Genomic DNA, 23,458 nt, shown 5'->3' with positions numbered 1-23,458 from the left:
GCTGGGCTTCACGCATGGCTCCCCCTTTCCCTGATACCGGCCCGATTGGTGTGGAGCGGACGGGGTCAAGAGAGGGAACGGCGGCGGAGACAAGAAGGTCGGGGCGAAATAAGGGAGCGCAGCGACCGCGTCCCGGGCTTGTTGGCGTAGCCGGCGCACCCGAAGGGTGCCGACCTTGACCCCGGCAGTGGAGCACCAAGACTGGCAGGGGCAGGGAAAGGGACCACCCACCTCAGTCAGACCGCCGCGCTGACACCTGGCGGGTCAGGTCTCCGGCGCAAGGTCGGGGGCTGGCCCTTGTCTTCCCCCGCCCGACCCGTCGGGGTCCTCCAGGTTTGGGTCGTCGGGTTCCGCACTGTTCCTGAGGTAGGAGTTTCTGATCATGTCCATTGTGCTGGGCGCGTCTGGATTGGGGGCGCTGAGTTGTTCGCGTGCCTCGATTTCTCGGTGCCACATCATTTCGCGGACTTCGTCGCTGGTCTCGAAACCCAGTTCTTCAATGAGCGCGGGAGTCGGGTTCAGCATGAGAGACCAGCCGTCGGTGCGGCCCTTCATGAGCATTCGTGTGTCGAGCTCAGCGCGGGCGTGTTTGGCCGCGTCTGAGTTTTCGTAGGCGGCCAGTTGGTCGTTGAGCCCGTTGAGTTCGGTCTTCATCGCCTGGAGCTTGGCCGCGTCGGGGAACGGTTCGTCCGGGGTGTTGCGCAGCTCGTCCACACGTTGACGGTCAGTCTGTAGCTCGGTGCGTGCGGCTTCGACCTGGCGTGGGGCTCGTGCGATCGCGTTCTCAATGCGGGTCATGACGCCGTTAGCCATCGCGGCTCTACTGGTCCTGGCCTCGTCGACGTCGCCGTCGAGTGTTGCGTCTTGGCCGCTTCCCCACACGCCGAACCTGCCGTCGTCGCGCGGTGGCCACAGTTGATCTTGGGTGATGCTTAGACCTGCCATCGGGAGGTCCCCGAACCGCAGGATAACCATGTCGTGTTCCATGACGCGGGCGACGTGCAGCGGCACGTCCGCGAATGTGGCGACGTGGGAGGACTCATTGGGTCCGGCGCCTCGAAGCTGCACGTAGGCCTCACGCAGTCCTTCGAGGAGCTGGTCGGAGGCGTCTTTGCGGACGCTGGTCGTTGTCGTTCCGACGGTGTAGGACTTGTTGTCCTGTTCAGCCCAGGCTTGCATGGCTGGCGCTGAGGCGTCGAGCTGCGCGAGCCGCTTCTCGTCGTTGGGGATGGACCGGGTGAGGGCGGCGATTTCGTCCCGCCGGCCGCGGGTTTCCGCGACGTGGCTTTCGCGCCGGGCGGCGAGTCCTTCGATCTCTCGTTCCAGTTCGACCCGGCGCATGTACCGGGTGTCGCCGGTGGCGATGGCCTTGACTAGGGCGGTGGACTCGGCGAGGTTGTCCGACGACAGGTCCTCGATGCTGCGGATCGAGCGGTCAGCTGCGTAGAGCTGCTCAAGGAAGGCCGCTTTGCGATTGAGGGTTTGCCACATGGCGGTGTCGTAGGTGCCGGTGGCGACGTAGTTGTAGACGGAAACCTCGGCGCTCTGGTTGCCCTGGCGGATGATCCGCCCTTCGCGCTGTTCGAGGTCAGCTGGCCGCCACGGCACGTCGACGTGGTGCAGCGCTACCGCCCTGGTCTGGACGTTGGTACCGGTGCCCATTTTCTCGGTGGAGCCCATCAGGACGTTGATACGGCCGTTGCGGCACGCCTCGTACAAGGCTGCTTTGTCCTCGGGTTTGGGGTGGTCGTGGACGAATGCGATCGTCTCCGGGGCCATACCTCCAGCAATCAGCTCGTCCTTGATTCCGCGGTAGATGTTCCAGCGGCCGTCCTTCTTGGGCACTGAGCGGTCGCAGAAGACGATCTGGAGGCCGCCGCGCACCTCGGACTCTTCGCCAAGGCCATCGCGGTAGATGTTGTCGCGGGTCGCGGCATGTTCGGAGAGGATTCGGGTGGCGACCTCTCGGGCGCGGCCTCCGTCGGCGGGTGCGGCAAGGTGTGCGCTGCGGGGGTCCAGAGAGACGTTGCGGCCGTCGTTGGCGATCTTCAGTGCGTTGTCCAGGTCCATCCTCTTGGGGTCGACGGTGTCGGCGCGGTAACCGAGGTCCTGGATGAAGTCGCGAACTTCCTGGCTGGGCTGAAAGTCCACGACGATGTTGCCGCCGGTGCGTTTGACGGGCAGGTCGACGGGCACCTGGTCGCGAGTGACGGCATCGGTGAACTGAGCGACCATGCCGACCAGGTCGCCGACGTTGGCGAACTGTCCGACGCGGGTGACCGAGCGCAGTTTGGTGCCCGAGGCGTTGAGTTCGACCGTCTCGGTGGTGTCGGTGAAGTTTTGGCCCCAGGCGTCGATGGGCTCGACTCCCGCGTGGTCCAGTAGGTCCGGGCGCAGGTAGGTCTGCATCACCCAAAGTTCGGCGAGGCTGTTGGCCACGGGGGTGCCGGTCGCAAACGTGCATACCCGTTCGACGTAGGCGTCGGCGGGAATGCCGGCGGTATCGGCGTCTTGGCGCTTGCGGTTGCGGAGGTAGTCGAGCTTGAGCTTGAGGTCCATTGCCTGGTCGGAGCCGGGGTGACTCAGCTCCTGGACGCCAGAGGTCCGGGCCAGGTTCTTGTAGAGGTGCGCCTCGTCGATAAACAGGTAGTCGGCGCCGCTCTGCTCGAAGGTGATGCCGTCGTCTTTGTGTCGGTCATCGAGTGCCCTGTCGAGGCGGTCGCGGGCCTTGGTCAGTGCCCTCTCGATCTGTTTCATGCTTGCGGCCGAAGCACCGTCTGTTCCTGCCTCGACAAGCGCTTTCTCCATCGTCGCGATCTGGCCTTCGATGAAGGTCGCGCGGGTCTGGGCTGACGTCTTCATTCGGGTGAACGCTGACAGCGGCACGATGACCATGTCCCAGTCCTGCGCTGCGGACTGAGCTAGGAGCGCCTGGCGGTCGTCCCGATTGGTGCGGCCTGCGCCGGAGAGCACGTTGGCGGCCGGGTACCACTGGGCGGCCTCGCGGGCGATTTGATCCACGATGTGGTTGGGAACGACGATCCACGGTTGACGCACCAGGCCGAGGCGTTTGAGCTCCATCGCGCCCATGAGCATCGTCCCGGTTTTTCCTGCCCCGACCACGTGGTTGAGCAGGACGGTCGGTTCGTTGACGATGCGTTCGACGGCGTTTCGTTGGTACGGGTAGGGCGAGAACGTCTTACCTAGGCCGGGGAAAGTGCGGACAGAGCCGTCGTAGGCGGGTGCGACGGTGGCGTTGAAACGCCAGTTGTACTCCGTCAGCAGTCGCTCGCGCCGCTCGGGATCACTGTGCAGTGCCCAGTCCGCGAACGCCTCCTGGAGTCGTTCGGCACGCTGTTTGGCTGCCCGGGTAGCCCCGGCGTGAACCTCTCCCCCGGTGGGGACGGCGTCCTTGTACTCCTTGGATCTGTTGACGGTGATGGGCCGGGAGTTCATCAGGCATTCGAGTACCTGCCAGTGGTCAAATGCTCCAGAGCGATCTCTACCGAGGGAAACACCCTGATTGGTGAATCCTTGCTCGCGCTCGGTGCCGACGAAGTTGTAGCCGATCCCGGAGTAGCTGCCCTTTTGCGGGACGAGGCCGTAGGCCAGCGCGTCGGCGTTGTAGCCGTTGTAGTAGGTGTTGCCCTCGATGACCCATTCGTTGTTGACATAGGTGACCGTGGCGGCCGACTTGTCGATGCGGAAGGTGTCGGCGATGAACTGCTCATAATCGGCGGGGTTGACCCAGGTCACGCCGAGGCGAGCGCGAATGCCGTCTTCGATCCGGGCGGGAATGACTGCGCGCAGCGCTGAGGCGTTGGTGCGGTAGCGGTCATCGTTCTGGGCGGCTGTCTCGGCGTCGGCGAGCTTCACCCGGACGTTGCCTGACAAGTAGCGAGTGCGGGGAATCCAGGTCGTGGGGTCGGCGGTCGAGCGGAAGGCCAGGCCCTCGGACTGGAGCTTGGCCTCCACGTCGTCGGTGTCACTGCTCAGCAGTTCGGCGATACGCGCGACGTTGACCGTGGCACTTTCGTCCATGCACAACGCGAGAGCATCGTGGATGGTCTCGGCGCGCTCGGCGGGTCGGGCAGGTTCGAGAACGTCGGTGGTGAACACGGCCGCTTTGCGGGCGATCATCCGCTGCTCGTCGAACGACTCAAGGGAGAGGATCGACTGAAAATGTGGATCCTTACGGATCGCGCCGACCAGATGCGGGGCCTTTTTCGTGCGCGAGCTGGTGGGGATCCAGGCCTCGTCGTCTAGGCGCTCGTACACATGGTCTGGAACGTCGGTCCGATCCTCAGCGTCGACGGCTCTACCTTCGGTTTTGACCCAGGTGTCGAGTGCCTCTTCCAGTCGCTTGTCGTGCTGAGCTTGGGTGACCGGTCGTGGCTCGTTCCAGGTGAACCGGTTGATAAAGCCGTAGCGGGCGACGTAGGCGTCATGGCGCTCGTTCAGAGCGGCCCGGAGGGCGTGCTTGTCCTCCGGGGCTCCGCCGTCTCGCTGGATCGCCACGAGCGACAGGAAGGTGTCGCGCAGCTCCAGCAGTGATCGCCATTCGGCGGTGCGGGACTTGGGGCATCCGCTGTCGGACCACCCGGAGCCGTTGAAGCGCTCAATCAGGTCTAGGTCAGCGTTGTGGCGCAACGTGTCGATGGCAACCTCGCCCCGCTGTTCGATCGGAGTGACCAGGCCCCGTCCTGTGTCCAACGAGGTGTCGTAAGTGAGCGCAGTGCGCGAGGCGGTCATGCCGCGACCCTCGAGGACCGCGGCGTCGATGACCGGGCCGAGAGCATCGGCAATCTGCCGATCCAGCGGACTGCCGGCGTTGGGTAGGACGCGCTGCTCGTTGTTGCCGTACATGCCGTGTCCAACAGAAAGAGTCCCCAAGACGTGCGCGGGGTTATCGAGAAAGTAGTTATTGACCGTGATCGGCACAGGCCGGGCTTCACCGTCTGCGGTGGTCAGCTGGACGGGCACGTCGGAGGTGCCGATGAACTGCCGAGTGGTGTCGCTGGGCTCCTGGCCCTGCTCACGGACACGGAAAACCAGCAGGTCGGTGATGACTTCAGTCCCGGCGACTCGCCGGAAGGCTCCGGTGGGTAGACGTACAGCGCCGATGAGGTCGGCCCGCTCGGCCATCGCGCGGCGGGCGTCGGGCTTGGCTGCGTCGGCAGTGAAGCGACTGGTAAGCAATGCCACGTAGCCGCCGGGTGCCGTCAGGTCCAGGGATTTAAGGATGAAGTGGTTGTGGATGGAGTGCTGGGCTCGGTTGTGGGCGTCGTCCCACAGTTTGATGTCGCCGAACGGCACGTTTCCCACTGCCGCGACAAAGGCATTGTCTGGGACGGAGGTGTCGGCGAACGACTCGTTGCGAACTTGGGCACTCGGGTAGAGCGAGGCTGCTATACGGGCTGAGAGGGTGTCGAGTTCGACGCCGACCATCTGCGCGTCGGCTGGTGCGTGGCCGATGAAGGTTCCCGACCCACTGCCCGGTTCGAGAACCAGTCCGCCTTGGAAACCTGCGCGACGGAGCAGGTTCCACGTCTGCGCGACGACGGCGGGATCGGTGTAGTGGGCGTTGAGGATGGTGTGGCGGCTGCGGTTCCACTCGGTGGAGCTGAGCAGCGATTCCAGTTCGGCCCGCTCGGTCGCGAAGTCTGCGCGTCGGGGGTCGAACACTTCCGGCACCGCTCCCCAGCCGGACCACTGGGCGAGGACGTCTTGCTCATCGGGCGTGGCGTACCGGTCGTCGAGTTCGAGTACGCGCATCGTTTTGATCGCGGCGATGTTCGCCGCGATTCGGGCCTTCTTGCCCGAGGGCACGGTGACCTCGCGGCCGGGACGATAGTCCACGGGGTCGGGCCGCAGGTCAGGTTTTTCGTCGACCCCTCCCCCACCGCCGACGCCGGCCAGGGCCATGTTCGCCGGCTCAGGGGCCGGGTCGCGGACCGCTGCGGGGTCAGGCAGCGGCGTTGAGTGGACGTTGATCGTCGCCGGATCGACTGGGGCCGCCCCGGCGTCATCGAAGACGAGGTCTAGCTGCTCTGGTTCGCTTCTCTGAACTCGGACAGGCGTCTTTCGCTGCGCTCCAGCTCCGCGGCGACGAGGTCCGTGAACGATGCTTTGAGCGGGTCGGTCGGCGTCTCCGGGATCGGCTGAGAGTCCTCGGAGCGTGTCTGCATCAAATAAGCCGCCATCACCCGGAATCGAATCGTCTGCTCCGGCCACACTTCGTCCGTCAGTGCGTCGATTTCCGGTGTCGGATCGTCCATCAGATCCTTGCTGGTCTTCCACCGGTCCGGACTGTCCCGCCAGCTCTGGTCCGCCAAGGTCTCGTCGTCGATCACCGCGAGTTCCACCTGCTCGCCCAGCTCCTGGTGCAGGATCGTTTCCTCTGCCTGAAACTGCGCCCGGTTGCCGATCTGCACCGCTTCCAGAAACGGCGGGTGATGCCCCTGGTTGCTCGCTCGGAACTGCGCGATCCCCTGGTCTCTGAGCCTCTGGGTCTCGTCCCCGATCATCTCGTCCAGGCGCTCTGCCTCGACTTCGATCGCTTCCGTCAGCGCGTGAGGGGTCTGGAACTGCTGGTCCGTGCCGATCAGCTCCCACGCCGCCTGCACGGCCCTGCGCGTCGTCTCCGACATAACTCTCTCCCTGGGTGACATCGTCGTCAAAGCTGAATAGGTCGGGCTGATCTGACAACGGTGCCTCCACGATCGGCTGTAGTTTCGCTTCACCATACGATCCTGAAAATGCCTCATGCGGGACGCGCAGCGCGTCGGTCTTCTCTCAGTCACGTGCTTCGGCCTCCTGCCAAACCTAGTGTCCTTGCGCGATCGGCTCCATTGCCCTCTCTCCGTCGCGCGCTAGTGCTGCCCACTCGAGAGCCGACTCCAGCGAGGGCCCGGCACGCTCGACGCTTGTGCCACAAGGGACGCTAGTGCCAGTAGTGGAACTAGCGCTCTCGTTCGAGCTGGTCAAGCTTCTCGTCGATCGCTTCGCGAACGAGGTCTGCAATAGCGTCGTAAGTGGTGGCGTTGCGCTTCCACGAATCTTTGAGCCTGGCATGACGCTCCTTGCCGAGAACGACCGCGACCTGGCCGGATCGGTCCCATCCCTTTGTCTTGCCGCCTGCAACGTTCTTGGTCGACTTCTTCGGCACCTGAGTGATGGGCGAGCTGGGAAGATCGGGCTCCTGAGCGGCCCGCTCCGGTGCGGCCGGGGGTGCCTGTTCCGGGGACTGCTGCGCTGTCGCGGTCAGGTCACTCCAGAGTTCCCGCTTCTTGCGGGCGGGTGCAGTTGGTCCCTGTGGCAACTTGTCAGCCATCATCAGCCCTTCCCTGTAATGGTGGTGAGCATGTTGTCGAAAAATCGCGCGACTTCAACAGCGCGTACTTCGGTCAGTTCGTCGAACCCGTACCCTGCGGCGTTTGCTCTTTGGATGAAGCTCAGTAGAGGTATCGGGCGCCCAAGGACAGGAATCTCCGCGTCGCGGGCGTAGTTCCCAATCTCAGTAACGAAGGCTTCTTCAGCCTTGATGCCGGTCCGATGACCGTTGATCACGATTCCGCCAATCTCGATCTCCCGCCCTATGACTTGACCCAGTTGCTCATTGGCGGCGTCGATAGTATTAACGATCCGTCCCACCCCGACGAAACCTGCCGACGACGGGTCGGTGACGAGGATGACCGAATGTACGGCGGCGAAAGCGTTAGTCAGCGTCAGCCCGAGTGCAGCGGGGCAGTCGATGACCACAAGGTCGTATGCGTCGTCTGGGAGCCGACCTAGAGCCTTGCGCAGGGTCAACTCCCGCATCATCGCTCCGGTTAGCGACATCTCGACGGCGACGTAGTCATCCAGCCCGGAGGGCACGAGGTTGATGTTGGCCCGCCTGGTGAGCACGACCGCGTTGGCGATCGGGGTATTCATCGACGGATCCATGACATCCGCGATGGTGAGCTCGAACCAGTCGTCGGCGTTCTTGCCAGTGAGTTGCTGCGTTAAATTGCCCTGCGAGTCCAGGTCGATGCCCAGCGCCTTCTGTCCACGAGCTGCCGCTGCGTGCAGCAGGGACTGCGCTACCGAGGTCTTCCCCACCCCGCCCTTGAGGTTCGCTACTGCGACGATCTTCATGATTCCTCCAACTAGTGGCTTCAGTGACTCTAGTGCAACTAGTGGCACGTGTCGTACATGCGCCACTAGTTGCACTGGGGTTTCAGGCTAGGCGCGGCGAACGCTGTCGAGAACGATCCGACCGGGAATATGGCGTGCGGCCCAGTCGGTCATCTCCCTATCCAGCTCGAGGCCAAGCTCTCGCATGGCGTTGCTCAGTCCGCCGGTTTCGAACTCGCGCACGTGGAGGGGAGCACTCTCGATGCCGCACTCGGAGAACTCGTCGAAGTACTCGATTTTGACCGAACCTGGCCCGGTGACCACGGGAGAGGCCACTGCTCGCACCTCTTCGTCGCCGTGGATGATGCCCTCCATGACCCACCGGTAGGCGGTGTCGTTCCCCGCGGCCTGGAACAGGCGGGCGATGATCATGACTTCACGGGCCGTCAGGTGGGAAGTCAGCGCTTGCAGCACGTAAGAGTCCGCGAGCAGCGCCGCGACATCCGACACTGCCACTTCGAGTTCTGCAAAGCTCTTGCTCGAATCACTCATGGTGTTCCTCCTGGGGTTTCCGGGGGCCTGGTCGCCCTCTCGGTATATCCCAATAGTACCACTAGTGGAGCTAGTAACACTAGCGTTTGGGTCCACATGCCATATCCACCAATGCGTGCAGGGTTAGACGCGCCGCCGCGCCTGGGCTCGTGTTGCTCGCCCCAGATCTATTCCGTGGACAACGAGGACTGCCGTCCCGTCGGGTTTGATGTCCACTCGAACCTCATCTTCGGCGTAGACCAGTACGTCATCTCCCACGTGGAAGGCCTTTTCAATCGCAGTTGACCACTCGGACAACTTGGAGTCCACGAACTGGACTTCGTAGCGAGTTGGGGATGGCCGGGAGGCTGGCTGACCTCCGTGACGGGCATGGGCCTGCTCATCAACTACCCGAAGTGCAGTGAGGATGGTCGTTCCCCGCTTGGTCGGGATTGCCGCCACGTGGATATGCGCAATTTCGCCGCGAACGATCACAGTGTTCCTCCTGACACCTGGCCGCCGGGTGGTGGCGCTTTTGCTGTCGCGATGCCGCCTGTCGGACCCGTCAAATCGGTAGTCACAGCACGAGCGTATGAAGCGTGGGGGTCGACCGGGCTCTCGGGGCTACCGCATCAACTAGTGTCACTAGCGTCTGGCGCAGGCTGAGGTTGCGCGATTGAGTCGCTTTTGCTGTCGCCCTCGCAACGTGAGGTGCTGTCGGCGAGTGCTCCCAGGTGGAAGAGTGACACGTGGGGGAAGTCGAGATCGGGCTGGCGTCCATAGAGACGGGCGCGGGCGGCGTTCGGGACGGGAAAGGTGTGCCCAGCGCCGTGGGCGCGGTAGAACCACACGTGATGGTGCGACCCCGCCCAGTGGGTGAGGTCGATGGGGCAGCGGCCAGGAATAGAGCGGTGCTCGACGAGGTCAGCTTTCGCTACGTCGGCGATGGTCTTTGCGGTCGTCTCAGCTTGCACCGTGGGGCCGAGAAGTCGGCTCAGCAAGCGGGGGGAGCCTCCTTCGACCGGAGATAGCAGGTCTCGGGTGCCCGCGAGTTGCACCATTGAGACTGCTTGGGTGGGTGGCGGAGAGCCTTTCGCGAGGCTGGCCCCGCTGATTGCGATTCCGTCGAACAGCCCTGGTGCGTCGGTGGCCGCTCGGAGCAGCAGGTGAGCGCCGTTGGAGTAGCCAATTCCGAGTAGCGTGCTGCCCTGCTGGGGCCGTAGGTCGGTGACGATCTCTTCGAGGTAGGCCACGTCGTCAGCTCGGCGCTTGCGCGCTTTGTAGGGAAGCGGGTTTCGGCTGTCATTGAAGGTCCGCCCGATCCCAACGCCGTAAGCCAGGGTGAAGGCGTGCTCCCGGGCGAGCTGCTCGAGGCGGTAGCCCGACAGCGCCCGGAAGTCGTCTACGGTTTCGCCTGCACCATGGAGCGCGATCACAACGGGTGCTCCCGGTCGGCCTCGGTGAGCGAGGACATATTCTCGACCCGTCGACAGTGCCTTGCTCTCCACGCTGCCCTCGGGGTGCGGAGGGGTCGTCGTACGTAGTGCTGCGTAGAGTGACCCGATTCCAAGACCGGCAGTGATAGACCAGAGAATGAATGGTGTTAACCGCATTCGTTCCGTCCTTGATCGTGGGGCGAATAAAAAAAGGGGGCGAAGATGTCGGGGCAGTGGGTGCTTATAGACACCATGTTGGCCGAGCCGGCGGCGGTACTGGTCGACGGCGTGCCGCCGGAGTCATTTCGCAAGGCCCTGCGTGTGCTCTCGCAAGTGGACCGTCGGGCCGCTCCGCTACTCCTGGGAATCATTCAGCGCTGCATGGACGAGCATCAACCAATGAAGTGGTCCGGTGACAGCGGCGGTCGGCTGGTTTATCTAGAAGCCCGCACGGCGGTTACCCACAAGGGGGAGGTGTGGGCCGTGTGGGCCTGGGTGGGGGACACCCCACCGGCACTGGAGCCCTACGCGTGTGGGGCGATCGTCTGGGATCAAGTGGCCAGACTCGCGCACCCCTCCGGCACAGCACTTGCGCTCCTGGGGTCTGGGTACGAGGGACGAGTGTCAGAGCGAGGCACGCTCACCGCTACGCAGTTGTTTTCGGATACCGGCGAGATCACCGACTTCGACTCGCTGCTGTCGTTGTTGCTTTACCCGTCGGCAGGACAACGATGGATGGGATGGCTCTGCCCGCAGGGGTCCTCATCGCCCCTGCGACTAGTCATGTACGGGCGAAGCCAGACGGAAGTGGCCGGTTACTTTCACGAAGCGAGCACTGGCGCGGGAATCAGCGCAACGGTGAACGTCAGTGACGCGACACTGCGTGCCTTACGTTCGACGGCCGCCACGCCGTCACTGGCACTACTGGATGTGGAGAAAGCGCGGCTAATCAGGTGGATCACAGACCCACCTGAAGGTATCCAGTGGAAGGGCCTGGTCGACGACCGTGACACGCCGCACCCGGATGACGTGGCGCGTATATTCGCGGCCGCTGTCGAACTCATCGAGTCGGGTAAACCCGTCGACCTGCGTGATGTTCGATTGCGCCGGCGGGAGGGCGGTTGGATGGTGGTTGCTGGTCGAGGCTCGCTGCTGCCTTCCACGACAGGTGTAGAGCTGGCGCTTATTGAGATTGTCGAAACGGGAATCGACCTCGACACTCCAGACGATATAGCCCCTCACGACCGGGGCTCCACCGACACCGACCCGCTGGGGCACTGAGACTGAAGAATCGCGCGAAACGTCTGCATGTGTCGCACTAGTCGCCTCGCCGCGGGGAGTTGTTCTACGCGTCTCGCGCTTTGCTGCGAGCATCGCCCGGAACTCGGCCATTGCTGATCGGACGGTGTCAGGTTTGGCTGCTCGTGCTTGTGCGTCATGGTGCTCCTGGCGTCGAGCGTCTTGCTCAGCTCGAATCCGCTCAGCGTGTGCAGCTGCGACTTCGCTTGGACTGGGGCCGGACAGCTCGATGGCGAGCAGCTGCAGTCGGTGCCTGAGGAAGGCGGCGGGTTTGTCGATCTGAGCCGGCCAGTCCACCCCTCGCCGGCGGGCATCGACATTCATCAGCTCGACGAGATCGCGGCCGGTCCACCGGGTGTAGTCGACTGTGTCAACGATGACGTCGACGATGGCTCCAATGTGTTTGGTGTCCAGGCTGGGAACACGGGCGACGAGCTGGGCTGCAACGACCTGGGCCCCAAGGGGCCGATTCTCTCGTGAGATTCGCCCGAAGGGCGCCCGCGTGCGCTTGCGCGCGCGTGTGGGTGAGTACTTCCTACAAGAACCTTTTCTAGGAGTAGAACTCCTAGAGGGTAGATACGGATTTTTTGGGTCTGTACCCGTTGACCTGCTGGGACTGGTCAACGCCCAAACCGATGCAGCGCGGATCTGCTGGCCTCCGTGATGCGCTCGAGCAAGAGTGCGCTCGGCCGCGGTCAGATAGCGCCCCTGGAGAACTTCGACGGCAAAGCCCGCAGCGGCGAGGACCCGACGTGCGACGGCGACTACGTCGTGGCTGTAGGGCTTATCGCGTCCGACGATGCGGGCGGCGAGACGGCCAATCGACCGGTTCGAGGCAGTCACTGAGCGACCAGTAGACGAGTCGGCGTATCGAGCGACGGCCCGCGCTACCGCCAGACACGTCTTCGGGGACAGCCGTCCGGCCTTGCACTGCTCGCGGCCTTCACCGCAGGCAAGGTAAGAGGCAACGCTGGTGAGCCAGTGCTGTCGTGATGTCCAGACGCGTGGCGGCTTCCGAGTCGGCAGGCTCCAGGAGTGGCCAGACTGTCCGAGCGCCCGGTTAAGGGCAGCCGAGGCCGCAGCCAGCTCGGTCTCGGTCGCCGTCGCGGTCTCGTCCACGGCCTGGGCCTGGGCCTGGGAGAACTTCGCCAGTGCCGCATCAAAGCGTGCTTGTGCGGCAGCGACATCGTAGGGATTAGTGGGTAGATCGGGGGTCGAGGCAGCATTCGGCGCGTCGAGCAGCATGGTGCTGGACACGGCATTTGGGTATGCGCTACTCTCGGAGCTGTCCCTCAAGACAGTTCCCTCCTATGTGAGGGAGCACTCGGATCAGGAATGGTTGGTAGCCGGCCTGATCTTTGACTTCGAGGTCGCCACCCGGTTCCAGTCGGGTGGCGACCTTTTTTTGTCTCTGGTGCTCCTATGAACGGTGCTCGCGGGTCCGGTGGTAAGGCGGTCCTGCGTTGTTCGTCGGGCTGGAGCTGGCCCCCTTTCTCTCGGTGTTAGTCGTTAGCCGGCGCGGAGTAGGTCTTGCTGTCCGCCCCGGTGGTCTTCGGGCTTCTCCCTGTATGCCTCGACTCCGAGGCGCACAATCTCCTCGATCACCTGCCAGCGCTTCGGATTGCCCGAAGAGCGCCACAAGTGCTGAACCTCGTTGAAGAGGTCTTCGTCGATGAGGGCGCTGAGCTGTGAACGTCCCTCTGTGGTGCGGGGAGGAGCCATGCAATAACGTTATCGCACTATGAGTTACAGCGGTGTCATTTCCGTCCTGTAGCGGCGTGTTGCCCGGAATTAGGTTCCGGCGCGGACTTACACCATTACCGTACAGGTCCGAGCGTGTCGCGGGAACGCTGCCAAGCGTCGATCACTTCATCGGCCGTCACCTTGTACGTCTCCGCCAGGGCAGGGATCAGTGCCTCTGGCAGTTCGGAAACGCCGAGCTCGTAGTCGGATAGAGACGTTCGGGAAGTGCCTACTCGCGCGGCAGCCTGAGATTGATTGAGCGCGGAATGGATACGCAGGTCGGCGAGGGTCTGGAGCGTTGAAGGCACTCCCGTTAGCTGGGCCGGGTCGAGATCGAGCGCGGTGGCGAGGGCTGCAAGCCGGGAGGGGCTTGGCGCACTCCGCCCGCCGAGCCAGCTGCGCACGGTGACGGCAGAGACGCCGACCTGCACTGCCAGACGCTTGACGTCGAGGCCGCGGCGCTCCATTCCACGACGAACGGCCAGCGCATTGAGGAAGCCGGGCCGCTTGGGCATCGATCCTCCTGGGTCGTTCTCGTGATCGAGAAGATCATCCCAGCCCATAGCCACCTCCACCCCTTGCGCTGTCATAAACTTTCGACATAAGCTTACGATATGAACGATCAGGAGAGTGTCTCGTCAGCCAAGTCACATCAGTGTGACTCCGAAGAAGTAGGGGTTGATGAACATGGGAGCAGTCACCTAGGCTGTCGTCCGCGCCCGTACTTCACGTACGGCCCCGTGGCGGTTGATCAGTCCCGCCACGACGAAGCGCAAGCACATCTGTGCGCCGTGCTGTCGATTTCCGGCGCTCGACTGGTCCTCGAGCCCCTTCCTCGATTGCGCGTGTTCAAGTCCGAGGCAGGGGTCTCATGAACCAATCCAGAAGCAATTTCCGCTCGCTCGTCAGGGGCGGTATCGGTGGTGCGTCCTCGTGGGCACCGTTGAGCCGGATCGGAGTAACCGCAGCCGTAGTCGCATCTACGACCGTGTGCGGTATGTCGGTCGCATCGGCTTCACAGTCCGGGGTCGGTGAGACTGTGGCATCTCCCATCGTCAATGGGTCGGTGTCGCAGCTCGGAGTGAGTGAAGTCGTTTTCTCCTCGGTCACTGAGACTCCGAATGCTCAGCGAGTGGCCACCGCGGGCACTGCGCGAAAGGAACAGGCCGGCCAACTGGGTGTGTCCGCGACGGTGGCGGCAGACGCCCCGAAGGACGATGGGAAGGCCGCAGCCGAGAAGAAGGCGAAGGACGGTCGCGAGGACGACCGGGAAGAGGGAGCCGCCGAGGCGGCCCCCGACCCGGCCCCGGAGCGTCAGGCTCCCGCTCCCGTAGCGGTGCAGCCCGTCCAGCAGGCTCCGGCCCCGGTGCGTCAGGCGCCCGTCCAGCAGGCTCCGGCCCCGGTGCGTCAGGCGCCCGTCCAGCAGGCTCCGGCCCCGGTGCGTCAGGCGCCCGTCCAGCAGGCTCCGGCCCCGGTGCGTCAGGCGCCCGTCCAGCAGGCTCCGGCCCCGGCCCCGGCGCCCCAAATCCACATTCCGAAGGCGCCCGTGGTCCCACAGGCGCCGATTGCCCCTATGGGAATCCGACTGGGCTGACCGCATCCGGCGGTCGCTCTTCCACCACCAGAAAGAGGAAACAGCATGGGTACAGCACTTTTGGCAGCGTCTGGGGCGATCCTCTCCGCACTGGCCGCACTGGGTCCGATTGCCGCACCGATCGTCGGCGCCGGCCTCGCTGCCGGACCGCTTGCGACCGTTGGCACAGCCGCTGCGGCGCTGGCAGGGACCGGCTCCGCGGCGGGCGGGTCCGCCGCTCTCGGAGCGGGGGCCGGGGCGATCGGCGCTAATCCGCACGCGGCAACGGGCGTCCAGAACGGCCTGAACGACGCGTGGAACAACGCGGTCAGCGGCTCGGCGGATGCGATCAACAACGCGAACATCCCCGGCGTCCCGCCGATCGTCATCAACTGACACAGCACTTCGAGGGAGGGCGACTGTGAGCACAGAGAATCAAGGCCACCAGCGGCCCAAGCTGGGCCCGGTCCCGGACCCGGCGCCCGAGAACGACTGGACCACCTTGTTCGATGTGCCCACGGATGATGCGTCTTCCGCGAGTGACGCGACAGCCACCCCAGTCGCCCCGGCTGGGGTGGCGTCAACAACTGACGAGCGGTCCCGGTTGCCCGCGGCGCCCTCTCAGCGCAGAGCCAAGTGGCTGTTCGCGGGAGTGTTCGGGCTTGTGGCCGCGGTCGTCATCGGCGGGGGAGTAGCGGCGGTGAGCGCAGTGTCTGGCTCGGATGATCCGCCGGCCTCGCTGCTGCCCGAATCGTCGTCCGTGGCCGCCCAGGCGTGTGAGTCCTCCGTGTCGGGGTCGATCACGACCGGTAATGGTGCGGGCGATGCCAAGTCCACTGCCGGGGCGGTGTTGGCGTTTCAGTACGGCTACTACGTCCAGCGCGACGCCGACGCCGCTCTGGAGGCGGTCGCCAAGGACCGCGTTGTCGGAGACGCGAAAGCGCTTCAGAAGGGCATCGACGCGGTCCCGGAGGGCACCACACACTGCGTGTCCATCACCACAGGCGACAAGAACAGCGCCGAGGTGGAGATCACCGAGACCCACCCGGACGGCACCGAGCTTGTACACGACCAGACGGTGACGACCACCCGTGACGGTGACCGCGTGGTCATCGAGACAATCAAGGAGAACAAGTGAGCGTCCGAGTGTGGGCCCGAACGGCGGTGGCGTGTGCCACGAGCACCGTCCTGACAGTGACGATCGCCGGTACGGCTGCCGCGCAGACCAGCACCACGGCGCCTTCGACCTCGAGGGCGCCGTTGACCTCAACGGTGCAGGTGCCCACGTCGGCCCGGTTGTCCTCGGAGGCCGCGACCGCGACGGTGGCGCTGCCGGAGGGTCAGGCGTGCCCGGCGGTGCAGCTCGTGGCGATCAACGGCACCACGGAGTCGTCACGCAACTCCCACGCCGATGCCGATACAGGGTGGATGGCCAGGGTCGCCCGCCCGGCGGTGCAGACCGCGAACGCTGACGGTCAGGAGCGGATGACCCGCACCTACGTGCCCTACCCAGCGTCGTTCGGCGGGCTCGTGCCCTCTGAGGATCAGTCGAGCTACGCCGAGAGCGTCACCACCGGCATCGAGAACGGCCGCACACTGATCGCGGAGACGTTGGACAAGTGCCCGGAGACGAAGATTTTCCTGTCCGGGTACTCCCAGGGCGCTCAGGTGGCCTCCGCGCTGGCTCGTGACATCGGCGCCGGTGACGGGCCGGCCGAACCCGAGCAGCTGGCCGGTGCGGCGCTGATGAGTGATCCGACCAGGGCGCAGGGCGCCCCGATCTTCCAGGACGATCCCGCTCGCACGACGCCGGGCACCATCCCGGGCACCGGCGGGGACGCGGTGGCCTCGATCGACGCCGGTCGTGCCGCCCCCGCCCCGGAGGGACGGGGGATCGCACCGAACACCTCCGCCCCGGACTTCGGGGCTGTGGCCGACCGCGTCGCCTCGTTCTGCGTGCCCGGCGACCTGGCGTGCGACACCCCGCCGGGATCAAATCTGCTCCAGGTCGTGGCGAATATCGCCGGTCAAAGCGATGTAGCCGGAGGCGACCCGGTTCGCGCTCTGGCGGATGTTGCGCAGGTGACCGGGCAGTCAGTGCTGTTCACTGCCGCCGAAACGATCGTGGAGGACGTCGACTATTCCGATACCTCCGGCTTGACGATCGCTCCCGCTACGGCGGGTAACACCACGTTGTCGCGCATGGCTCGCTATACCGATCCGACTCGATCAGACAACCCCGCCGATCAGACCGAACTGCTTATTCAGGCAGGAACCAAGCTGGCGGGGATGGCGCTGGGTGCCTCGATCACCGTGGCCAAAAAGACACTGACAGTGGAGAACATCGCGCAGATCGCCCTCGCAGGGGCGGCGAACCCGGCCGCCGGGGTGGCGGCTCTGGTGGCCAAGCTCGCGATTGCCGCCACCGACATTATCTCCCCGGCCACAGTCCAATCCGGGATGCGGCGGGTGGCCGGGGAGATCGAGCACACCGTCACCGACACCGCCGGCCTGGTCGAGATGGCGACCCAGACCCAGACCTGGGACACCATCAACGCCCACGGCATGTACGACCGCACCGCGTTCTCCGCCTCCGGGCAGTCGCCGGCCGGGATCGCTCAGCAATGGGCAGTCGCTGCGGCGAGCGATGTCGCCGTCTCACGCGGGTTGGACCCGGTGGACCAGATCGAGGCTTCCGCTGACCGGATGGAGCTCGTCCGCTCCGGTGCGAGCGAGGACCAGATGACCCAGCTGGCTGCATCCGCGCAGAGCGCCGACAGCACCGCCCTGTCCGAGGCCTTGGCCTCGGTCACCGCGTGAGCCGCACCGACAACGACAACGACAAGGAGGCCACCATGACCAGCGCACACAAGCTCGACCCCGAGCACTCCCAGAGCCCGGTCCCTGGCTGGCTGGCCGTACCGAGCAAGGACCGTAGCGCCCCGATCTGGGATACCCCGGTGCCGCGCCCCTCGGGTCCGGCCCCGGTGATCTGGCTGCTGGGGGCGCACGGAGGTGCCGGGGTGTCCACCCTGGAGTCGGTATGGGCACCGGCGGCCGATAGTCGTCGCGGCTGGCCCGCCGCCGATGCCGCACCGTTCGTGGTGGTCGTGGCACGGATGCACGCCGCCGGCCTGGACGCTGCGCACCAACTGTGCCTGCAACACCAGGGCGGCGAAGTCGGCGGCTGCGAGCTGCTGGGCCTGGTCACCGTCGCGGCGGCACCAGGAAAACCAGCAGTGTCGCTGACTCGTCGCCGCGAGCTGGTGGCGGCGGCGGCAGGGCAGAGCTGGCATATCGACTGGGTGCCCGAACTGCTCACCGCCACCACCGCCGAGCTGGCCGGGTGGACACCCGGCTACACCGCGCCACCGGCCAAGCGGCTGTCCCGGCCCGCCCCGGCGACCGAAGCGGTACCGCCGTCGATGGCCAGCGCCGCGACCGAGCTGTTCGACGCCGCCGGAAACGCCTGGCGACGCCGTACGCACCCCTGACTCACCTGACCCCACCAATCACCATCCCAACAAAGGAGTACCCGATGTTTGTCGAGACAATCCAGGCCGCCGGACCCGTGGCCGAGCAGATCATCGCCGTAGGGGAGAACCTCTCCCCGCAGGAGATCCCCGGCGCCGGGGAGAAGGTCGATACCGCCCTGTCCTACTTCATGTGGGGCTGCATCGCCCTGGGAATCATGGGCGTCATGGCCGCGGGCGCCTACTTCATCATGGCCCGCTCGTCGGGCCGGGGCGATGAGGTGCAGAGCACCGTGGCCCGCATCATCGGCGGCTGCCTGGTGATCATGCTCGCCGGGCCCATCGTCAACGCGCTCGTGTCCTGACCCCATGTTTCTCGACGTGGTGACCGTGCTGGCGCAGGCCCCTGGCGCGGTCCTGCCCCCAACCAGCCCGGTTGCCCCACCACAAGAGGCGATCGCCCGGTTCGCTCAGGCGGTCGGCTGGGTCAAGTGGGGGGCCACCGTCGTACTGGTCGCCGGAGTGCTGGCAATCGGGGCCCTGCTGACGATCGACAACCGGCTCGTGGACACCTACGGGCCGTCCATCCAGGCGATCACCATCAAGGTGATTGCAGGATGCCTGGTCGTGGCCTCGGCGGGCCACATCACCTCCGCGTTCATCTAGAAGGAGACACCCCATGACGGCATTCCGACGACGCGCATTGGCCGCCCTCGCGGCGACGATGCTGCTGACGGCGGGCACCGCTTGCTCAAATGATGAGCAGGCCACCGACCCGGTTGCGGATGTCAACTCCGCGCCCGCTGACCTGGTATGGCGCACTGTGGCCGGACTGAAAGTGCCCACCTCTCGGACCGATGGCCCGGCCAAAACTTCGCCGCCGCAGGGCTACAGCCACACCCCGCAGGGAGCGGCACTGGCCGCCGCGAACGGGCAGGCCGTGCTGGCGACCGCCCCCGATGCCACTTGGCCCGAGGTCGTGCGCACCGTCACCGCGCCCGGACCGGGCCGTGACCAGTTCGCTCAAGCCCGAACCCTGATGAGCGTGTCCGGCTCCGTCGCAGACGACGCTGCCACCACATTCACCGGATTCAAGGTCACCGAGTACTCAGAGGACAGAGCGATCGTGCTGCTCGCCACCACCACCCCGCCCGGCGCCAACGGCGGGGTCCTCCAGACCGCCTACCCGGTGCAGCTGGCCTGGACGGGAGGCGACTGGAAACTCGTCCTGCCCACCCAGGCCGACAACGTCGACGCCGCCGAGATCACCAACCTGGATGCCTTCACCACATGGGATGAGGACCAATGACCAAGAGGAACTGGATCAGCATCGCCGCTCTGATAGCGGTCGTCATCGTCGTCCTGGTGATCGTCGTGGCCGTGACCAGGGGCGAGGACGCGCCCGCACCTTCCTCAACCCCCGCGCAGGCAGACCAGCCAGGAAGCGCGCAGCCAGCGTCGCCGCCGGCACCTGGCGCGGTCGAGACCGACCTATCGGGTCGGCAGGTCATCATCCCTACCAACCAGTCCGGAGACATCCTGTCGACGAGCACTGACGACGGCGGCACCTGCGAAGACATCCGCAGCCCCCGAGGGCTCCAGATCCAGCGCATCAACCAGTACCCGATCCTGTTCTCCACCGACACCGGACCGACTCGGATTCAAGGATCGGTACCCACCGGATACGCAGACGGCCCACGAGGTGCGGTCCTGGCCGGCGCCAACTACCTGTGGCTCATGCAGTCCGGAGGCACACCGGGCAAAGACACCGTTCGCAACCATATGGTCGTAGACGACGTGTTCCGGGAAACGATGGAAGCCGAACTAGCGGACGGGTTCAACACCGAGCGCAACAACCTCGGCGCACCAATGGCGTTCAAGGTGCGCAGCTGCTCCGATCGCGCGGTGGTCATCGACTACGCCTACGACCTGTTCGGCGATGCCACCGGAGCCTTCCCCGAACCAAAGTGGATCGTCCAGTCGATTCTCATGGTCCGTGACAGCAACGAGTGGAAGCTGCGGTTCGCAGAAGGCACTCACACCAGCCGAGGCGTGACGGAAAACCGCGAGGGGTTCACGACATGGGACATGTGAGCCCCTGGCGCGGCACCCCGCAGCGCATCATCGTCGCGATTGTCCTGGTCCTCACCGGCCTACTGGTAGGGGCCGGAACCGCTGCCGCGCAAGACGCCCCAGTGACCAGCAACGGCACCGAGTACTCCGATTCCTACGAGCAGTGCATCGCTGACGCGAAGACAGGAGACGAACCGGGAACCGGGTTTGATCGCAGTGCGAACAAAGCGCTACGTGCATTGGGTGCGGACGGTGTCGCGAACCTAACCAACATGGCCAACTGCGCAGGTGATGCGATCTCGGTTGATCCCGGGGGAGCGGTCTCGACGGCTGCCGGAAATGCGGCCTCGGCTTTCTGGGGTGATCCCATCGGGGATTTCGTCAAGTCCCTGCTGGAGGGTAACGCGCAGGCATTGGCGCTGATCATGACGATGTGGATCAAGGAGTCCCCGTTCTCCGGGGCTGACTTCGCGTCCTCGGTGGAGGGTGTGTTCAACCTGACCCTGTGGGCGCAAGCCCTGCTGTTGGTGGTGTCGCTGATCGTGGCCGGGACGCGGATGGCCGTGGCCCGCAACCGAGGGCTTGGTGATGGGTTCGAGGACATCGGGCAGGTGATGTTCAACTTCATCCTCGCCGGTGCGGCTCTGCCAGCGGTGATCTTGTCGCTGCACATGGCCACCGACGCAATCTCCACCCAGTGGCTCGAGGAGGGGCTCGGCGGCGACCCTGCCGCGTCGATCAACGCGGTCGCGATGATCGACGAAGAAACCGGACTCGGCCCCGCCGCCGTGCTGATCCTGGTGGTCTTCGCCCTGCTGGGGGCGTTGGCCCAGATGGTGGCCCTGGTGATCCGGGAGGGTTTGCTGATCGTGGTGGTGGGTTTGCTGCCGCTGGCGGCGGCCTCGTGGTCACTGAGCACCGGCAAGCAGGCGTTCAAGTCGATGGTCGGGTTCGTGGTGGCGGCGCTGCTGTTCAAGCCGATCGCCACCTTGCTGTACCTGGTGGCGTTCTGGCTGTCCTCGGGCAACGAGGCGCCGTCGGTGATGGAGGCGGTGTCCTCGATGCTGCTGCTGGCCTCGGCGGGCCTGGTTCTGCCCGCACTGATGCGGGTGGTGGCACCGGCGGTGTCTCAGTCGGTGGCCGGCGGTAGCGCAGCCGGGATCGGGGCGGCGGCGGCCGGGGCCACCGGCGCAGTCGCTGGGATGGCCGGGGCTGCATTGGGCCACGCGGCGCAGAGTTTGTCCGCTTCCGGTGGCGCTCAAGGTGCCGGCGGCGGCAGCGGTGGCGCGGCCAATGGTGCGGCGTATCTGGGTCCGCACTCCTCCGGGGGAGCGGCCGAGTCCGGGCCTTCGGGCGCCTCACCCAGTGGCGGTGGTGGCGGTCCAGCCGGGGCACCTGCCGGCGGTGGTGGCGGTCCAGCCGGGGCACCTGCCGGCGGCGGGGCGAGTCCGGCGGGTGCTCCTGCCGGTGGCGGCGGGGGATCGACCGGTGCGAGTGGTGGGGTTGCTGGAGCGATGGCTGGCGCGGCTCGCGGTGCGGGCGCGGTGGCGGGTCTGGCGGCCTCCGGCGCCGGGGGCATGGGCAGGGCGGCGCAGGGCGCGGCCCGCGTTACCCAGTCGACCGAGCAGATGCTCTCTGGCGCTCTGGCTGCCCATCCCACTCCCGACCACTACCGCTAGGAGGCCTGGCTGATGTCTATGGCAGGTGATGACACCGAGCTTCGGCTCTACACCCTGGGCGATAAATCGCAGCGCACGGGCATGTTCGGGCTGCCCATGCGCGCCACGATCATCGCCGGTATCGCCTTCATCGTGGCGATGCTCGTGCTGATGCAAGGCGGATTGGCGGCGGGCGCGACGATCGGTCTGCTCGCGACGGCGTACTTAGTTCCCGCAGTGATGCGGATTGGTAATCGGACTCTCTATGAGGTGGCGCAGATGAGGTTGCAGTTTTGGCGGGCACAAGCGGCAGGGGCAACGATTTATCGCTCCGGGCCGAATTCGCGGGTTCCCGGTGGGCGGTACCGGCTGCCGGGAGCTCTGGCTAAGACCGAGCTGCATGTTGGCCGGGACGTGGCTGGCAACGATTTCGCGTTGATCCGCGATCGGGCACTGAACCAGTACACGGTGCTGATGCACGCGTCTTCGCGGGGTCAGGAACCGCTCACAGTGGGCGATCGCAACTCCATGACGGCGGAGTGGGGGGCGTGGCTGGCCGAGCTGTCCCTCAACGACGACGTCGTCGCGGCGACGATGACGGTGGAGTCCTACCCGACGACGGGCCAGGACCTCATCGCGGCGGTGCGGGACTCGGTGGTGGAGTCCACACCGGAGATCGCCCGACAGATTCAGGCCGAGTCCGCGGTGCAGTTCGCTAAGGGCAAGCTCGTGACCCGCTCGTGGATCGCGGTCACCTTTAAGGCTGCCACGGCGATGCAGCGCAAGGACCCGGAGGCGATGGCCACCGATCTGGGGTTCCGTCTCCCGGGGCTGTACCAGCGCCTGGAGTACGCCGGGGTGTCGGCAACGCCGATGAGCCCAGACGATGCGATCGGTCTGGTGATGCGCTGCTACCGGCCCGACCTGGAGGAGGCGATCACTCACGCCCGCTTGGCAGGGGAGCCCTTGGGCGTGGACTGGGATGACGCTGGTCCGGCGGTGGCAGTGGCGCGGTGGGATTCCTACCGCCACGAAGACTGGGTCTCGCGGACGTTCGAGATGGCCGCGCCACCGGCGGCGGCGTTCCCGGACCACGTCCTGCGGCCTCTCATCGAACCGAAGGGCGATATTCCGCGCAAGCGCGTCACGCTGGTGTACCGGCCCATTCCGGCAGGGGACGGGGTTCGTCAGGTCGAGAAGGAGCACACCGACGCGGTCAACGGGGCGAACAAGACCCGCACGGTCGGCAAAGCCTCAGCCGGTCTGCGCCTGGAGCGGACCGAGGCGGCACGGCAGGCGCTGGCGCGTGGTGGCCAGCTGGGCGAATATTCGCTGCTAACCACCCTGACCTTGCGGGACCCGGAGCTGCTGGACCAGGGCGCGGCGATCGTGGGCCAGCTCGGCAACCGGTCGCAGCTGCGCCTGCACGCGTCCAACGGGCAGCAAGATGCGGCGTTCGCTGCGAGCTTGGGCCTGGGGGTCTTGCTTGACCAGAAGTCGACCATCTCGCAGTTCGCGAAGGCCGAATGATGGCGCGCGCAACGCGGTCACTGG

The 23,458-nt window shown here is 65.6% G+C and carries 21 protein-coding genes; 13 read left to right on the top strand and 8 right to left on the bottom strand.

What is annotated here, in order from left to right; translation table 11 throughout:
- Positions 1–264: 264 nt before the first annotated feature.
- The 6 genes from G6R20_RS17545 to G6R20_RS17520 all read right to left on the bottom strand — a co-directional run bounded on the left by G6R20_RS17545 (position 265) and on the right by G6R20_RS17520 (position 10,085).
- Positions 265–5,925, bottom strand: coding sequence for a DEAD/DEAH box helicase family protein (locus tag G6R20_RS17545; protein WP_163377169.1), 5,661 nt, complete (start codon positions 5,923–5,925; stop codon positions 265–267).
- A 116-nt stretch (positions 5,926–6,041) separates the two neighbouring features.
- On the bottom strand, positions 6,042–6,650 hold the full coding sequence (locus G6R20_RS17540) for a hypothetical protein (protein WP_163377168.1): 609 nt from the start codon (positions 6,648–6,650) through the stop codon (positions 6,042–6,044).
- 311 nt (positions 6,651–6,961) lie between these two features.
- A complete protein-coding gene (locus G6R20_RS17535; protein ID WP_163377167.1) occupies positions 6,962–7,336 on the bottom strand; it encodes a hypothetical protein in 375 nt (124 codons plus the stop codon).
- Positions 7,336–8,139 carry an AAA family ATPase gene (locus G6R20_RS17530; protein WP_163377166.1) on the bottom strand — a complete coding sequence of 268 codons (804 nt, stop codon included), beginning with the start codon at positions 8,137–8,139 and terminating at the stop codon, positions 7,336–7,338. Before G6R20_RS17530 ends, G6R20_RS17535 begins: the two co-directional genes overlap by 1 nt.
- Positions 8,140–8,226: 87 nt before the next feature.
- Entirely contained in the window at positions 8,227–8,670 is a 444-nt protein-coding gene (locus G6R20_RS17525) for a hypothetical protein (protein ID WP_163377165.1), read from the bottom strand.
- A 611-nt stretch (positions 8,671–9,281) separates the two neighbouring features.
- Entirely contained in the window at positions 9,282–10,085 is an 804-nt protein-coding gene (locus tag G6R20_RS17520) for a hypothetical protein (protein ID WP_163377164.1), read from the bottom strand.
- Between the two features lie 222 nt (positions 10,086–10,307).
- Here G6R20_RS17520 and G6R20_RS17515 point away from each other — a divergent pair, with 222 nt between their 5' ends.
- Positions 10,308–11,366, top strand: coding sequence for a GAF domain-containing protein (locus tag G6R20_RS17515; protein WP_163377163.1), 1,059 nt, complete (start codon positions 10,308–10,310; stop codon positions 11,364–11,366).
- Positions 11,367–11,522: 156 nt separating this feature from the next.
- Positions 11,523–11,864, top strand: a complete 342-nt coding sequence (locus G6R20_RS17510; RefSeq protein ID WP_163377162.1) for a hypothetical protein — start codon at positions 11,523–11,525, stop codon at positions 11,862–11,864.
- A gap of 1,029 nt (positions 11,865–12,893) precedes the next feature.
- Here the strand turns inward: G6R20_RS17510 and G6R20_RS17505 are convergent.
- Complete coding sequence (locus G6R20_RS17505; RefSeq protein WP_156607444.1) at positions 12,894–13,106, bottom strand: hypothetical protein; 213 nt, start codon at positions 13,104–13,106, stop codon at positions 12,894–12,896.
- Positions 13,107–13,201: 95 nt separating this feature from the next.
- A complete protein-coding gene (locus tag G6R20_RS17500; RefSeq protein WP_163377161.1) occupies positions 13,202–13,690 on the bottom strand; it encodes a helix-turn-helix transcriptional regulator in 489 nt (162 codons plus the stop codon).
- Between the two features lie 569 nt (positions 13,691–14,259).
- Here G6R20_RS17500 and G6R20_RS17495 point away from each other — a divergent pair.
- The 11 genes from G6R20_RS17495 (at position 14,260) to G6R20_RS17445 (ending at position 23,434) form a co-directional block, all read left to right on the top strand.
- On the top strand, positions 14,260–14,721 hold the full coding sequence (locus G6R20_RS17495) for a hypothetical protein (protein WP_163377160.1): 462 nt from the start codon (positions 14,260–14,262) through the stop codon (positions 14,719–14,721).
- Between the two features lie 45 nt (positions 14,722–14,766).
- The gene (locus tag G6R20_RS17490) at positions 14,767–15,096 is read left to right on the top strand and encodes a hypothetical protein (protein ID WP_163377159.1); all 330 of its coding nucleotides are present in this window, start codon (positions 14,767–14,769) and stop codon (positions 15,094–15,096) included.
- A 304-nt stretch (positions 15,097–15,400) separates the two neighbouring features.
- Positions 15,401–15,838 (top strand): hypothetical protein, encoded by a 438-nt coding sequence (locus G6R20_RS17485; RefSeq protein ID WP_163377158.1) that lies wholly within the window; start codon positions 15,401–15,403, stop codon positions 15,836–15,838.
- Positions 15,835–17,520 (top strand): cutinase family protein, encoded by a 1,686-nt coding sequence (locus G6R20_RS17480; protein ID WP_163377157.1) that lies wholly within the window; start codon positions 15,835–15,837, stop codon positions 17,518–17,520. Before G6R20_RS17485 ends, G6R20_RS17480 begins: the two co-directional genes overlap by 4 nt.
- Positions 17,517–18,194 carry a DUF6668 family protein gene (locus G6R20_RS17475; protein WP_163377156.1) on the top strand — a complete coding sequence of 226 codons (678 nt, stop codon included), beginning with the start codon at positions 17,517–17,519 and terminating at the stop codon, positions 18,192–18,194. Before G6R20_RS17480 ends, G6R20_RS17475 begins: the two co-directional genes overlap by 4 nt.
- A gap of 44 nt (positions 18,195–18,238) precedes the next feature.
- A complete protein-coding gene (locus G6R20_RS17470) occupies positions 18,239–18,538 on the top strand; it encodes a hypothetical protein (protein WP_156607432.1) in 300 nt (99 codons plus the stop codon).
- Positions 18,539–18,542: 4 nt separating this feature from the next.
- Complete coding sequence (locus G6R20_RS17465) at positions 18,543–18,839, top strand: hypothetical protein (RefSeq protein ID WP_156607430.1); 297 nt, start codon at positions 18,543–18,545, stop codon at positions 18,837–18,839.
- 13 nt (positions 18,840–18,852) lie between these two features.
- Positions 18,853–19,482 (top strand): hypothetical protein, encoded by a 630-nt coding sequence (locus G6R20_RS17460; protein ID WP_156607428.1) that lies wholly within the window; start codon positions 18,853–18,855, stop codon positions 19,480–19,482.
- A gap of 56 nt (positions 19,483–19,538) precedes the next feature.
- Positions 19,539–20,267, top strand: coding sequence for a hypothetical protein (locus G6R20_RS17455; RefSeq protein WP_163377155.1), 729 nt, complete (start codon positions 19,539–19,541; stop codon positions 20,265–20,267).
- On the top strand, positions 20,255–21,925 hold the full coding sequence (locus G6R20_RS17450; RefSeq protein ID WP_163377154.1) for a hypothetical protein: 1,671 nt from the start codon (positions 20,255–20,257) through the stop codon (positions 21,923–21,925). Before G6R20_RS17455 ends, G6R20_RS17450 begins: the two co-directional genes overlap by 13 nt.
- Positions 21,926–21,937: 12 nt before the next feature.
- The gene (locus G6R20_RS17445) at positions 21,938–23,434 is read left to right on the top strand and encodes an SCO6880 family protein (RefSeq protein ID WP_156607422.1); all 1,497 of its coding nucleotides are present in this window, start codon (positions 21,938–21,940) and stop codon (positions 23,432–23,434) included.
- The last annotated feature ends 24 nt before the right edge of the window (positions 23,435–23,458 follow it).

The sequence above is a fragment of the Dietzia sp. Alg238-R159 genome, assembly GCF_900537145.1.
In the GTDB taxonomy this organism is placed as follows: Bacteria; Actinomycetota; Actinomycetes; order Mycobacteriales; family Mycobacteriaceae; genus Dietzia; species Dietzia kunjamensis.
Note: the sequence above shows the minus strand (reverse complement) of the source record. Positions and strands in the feature narration are given on the sequence as shown.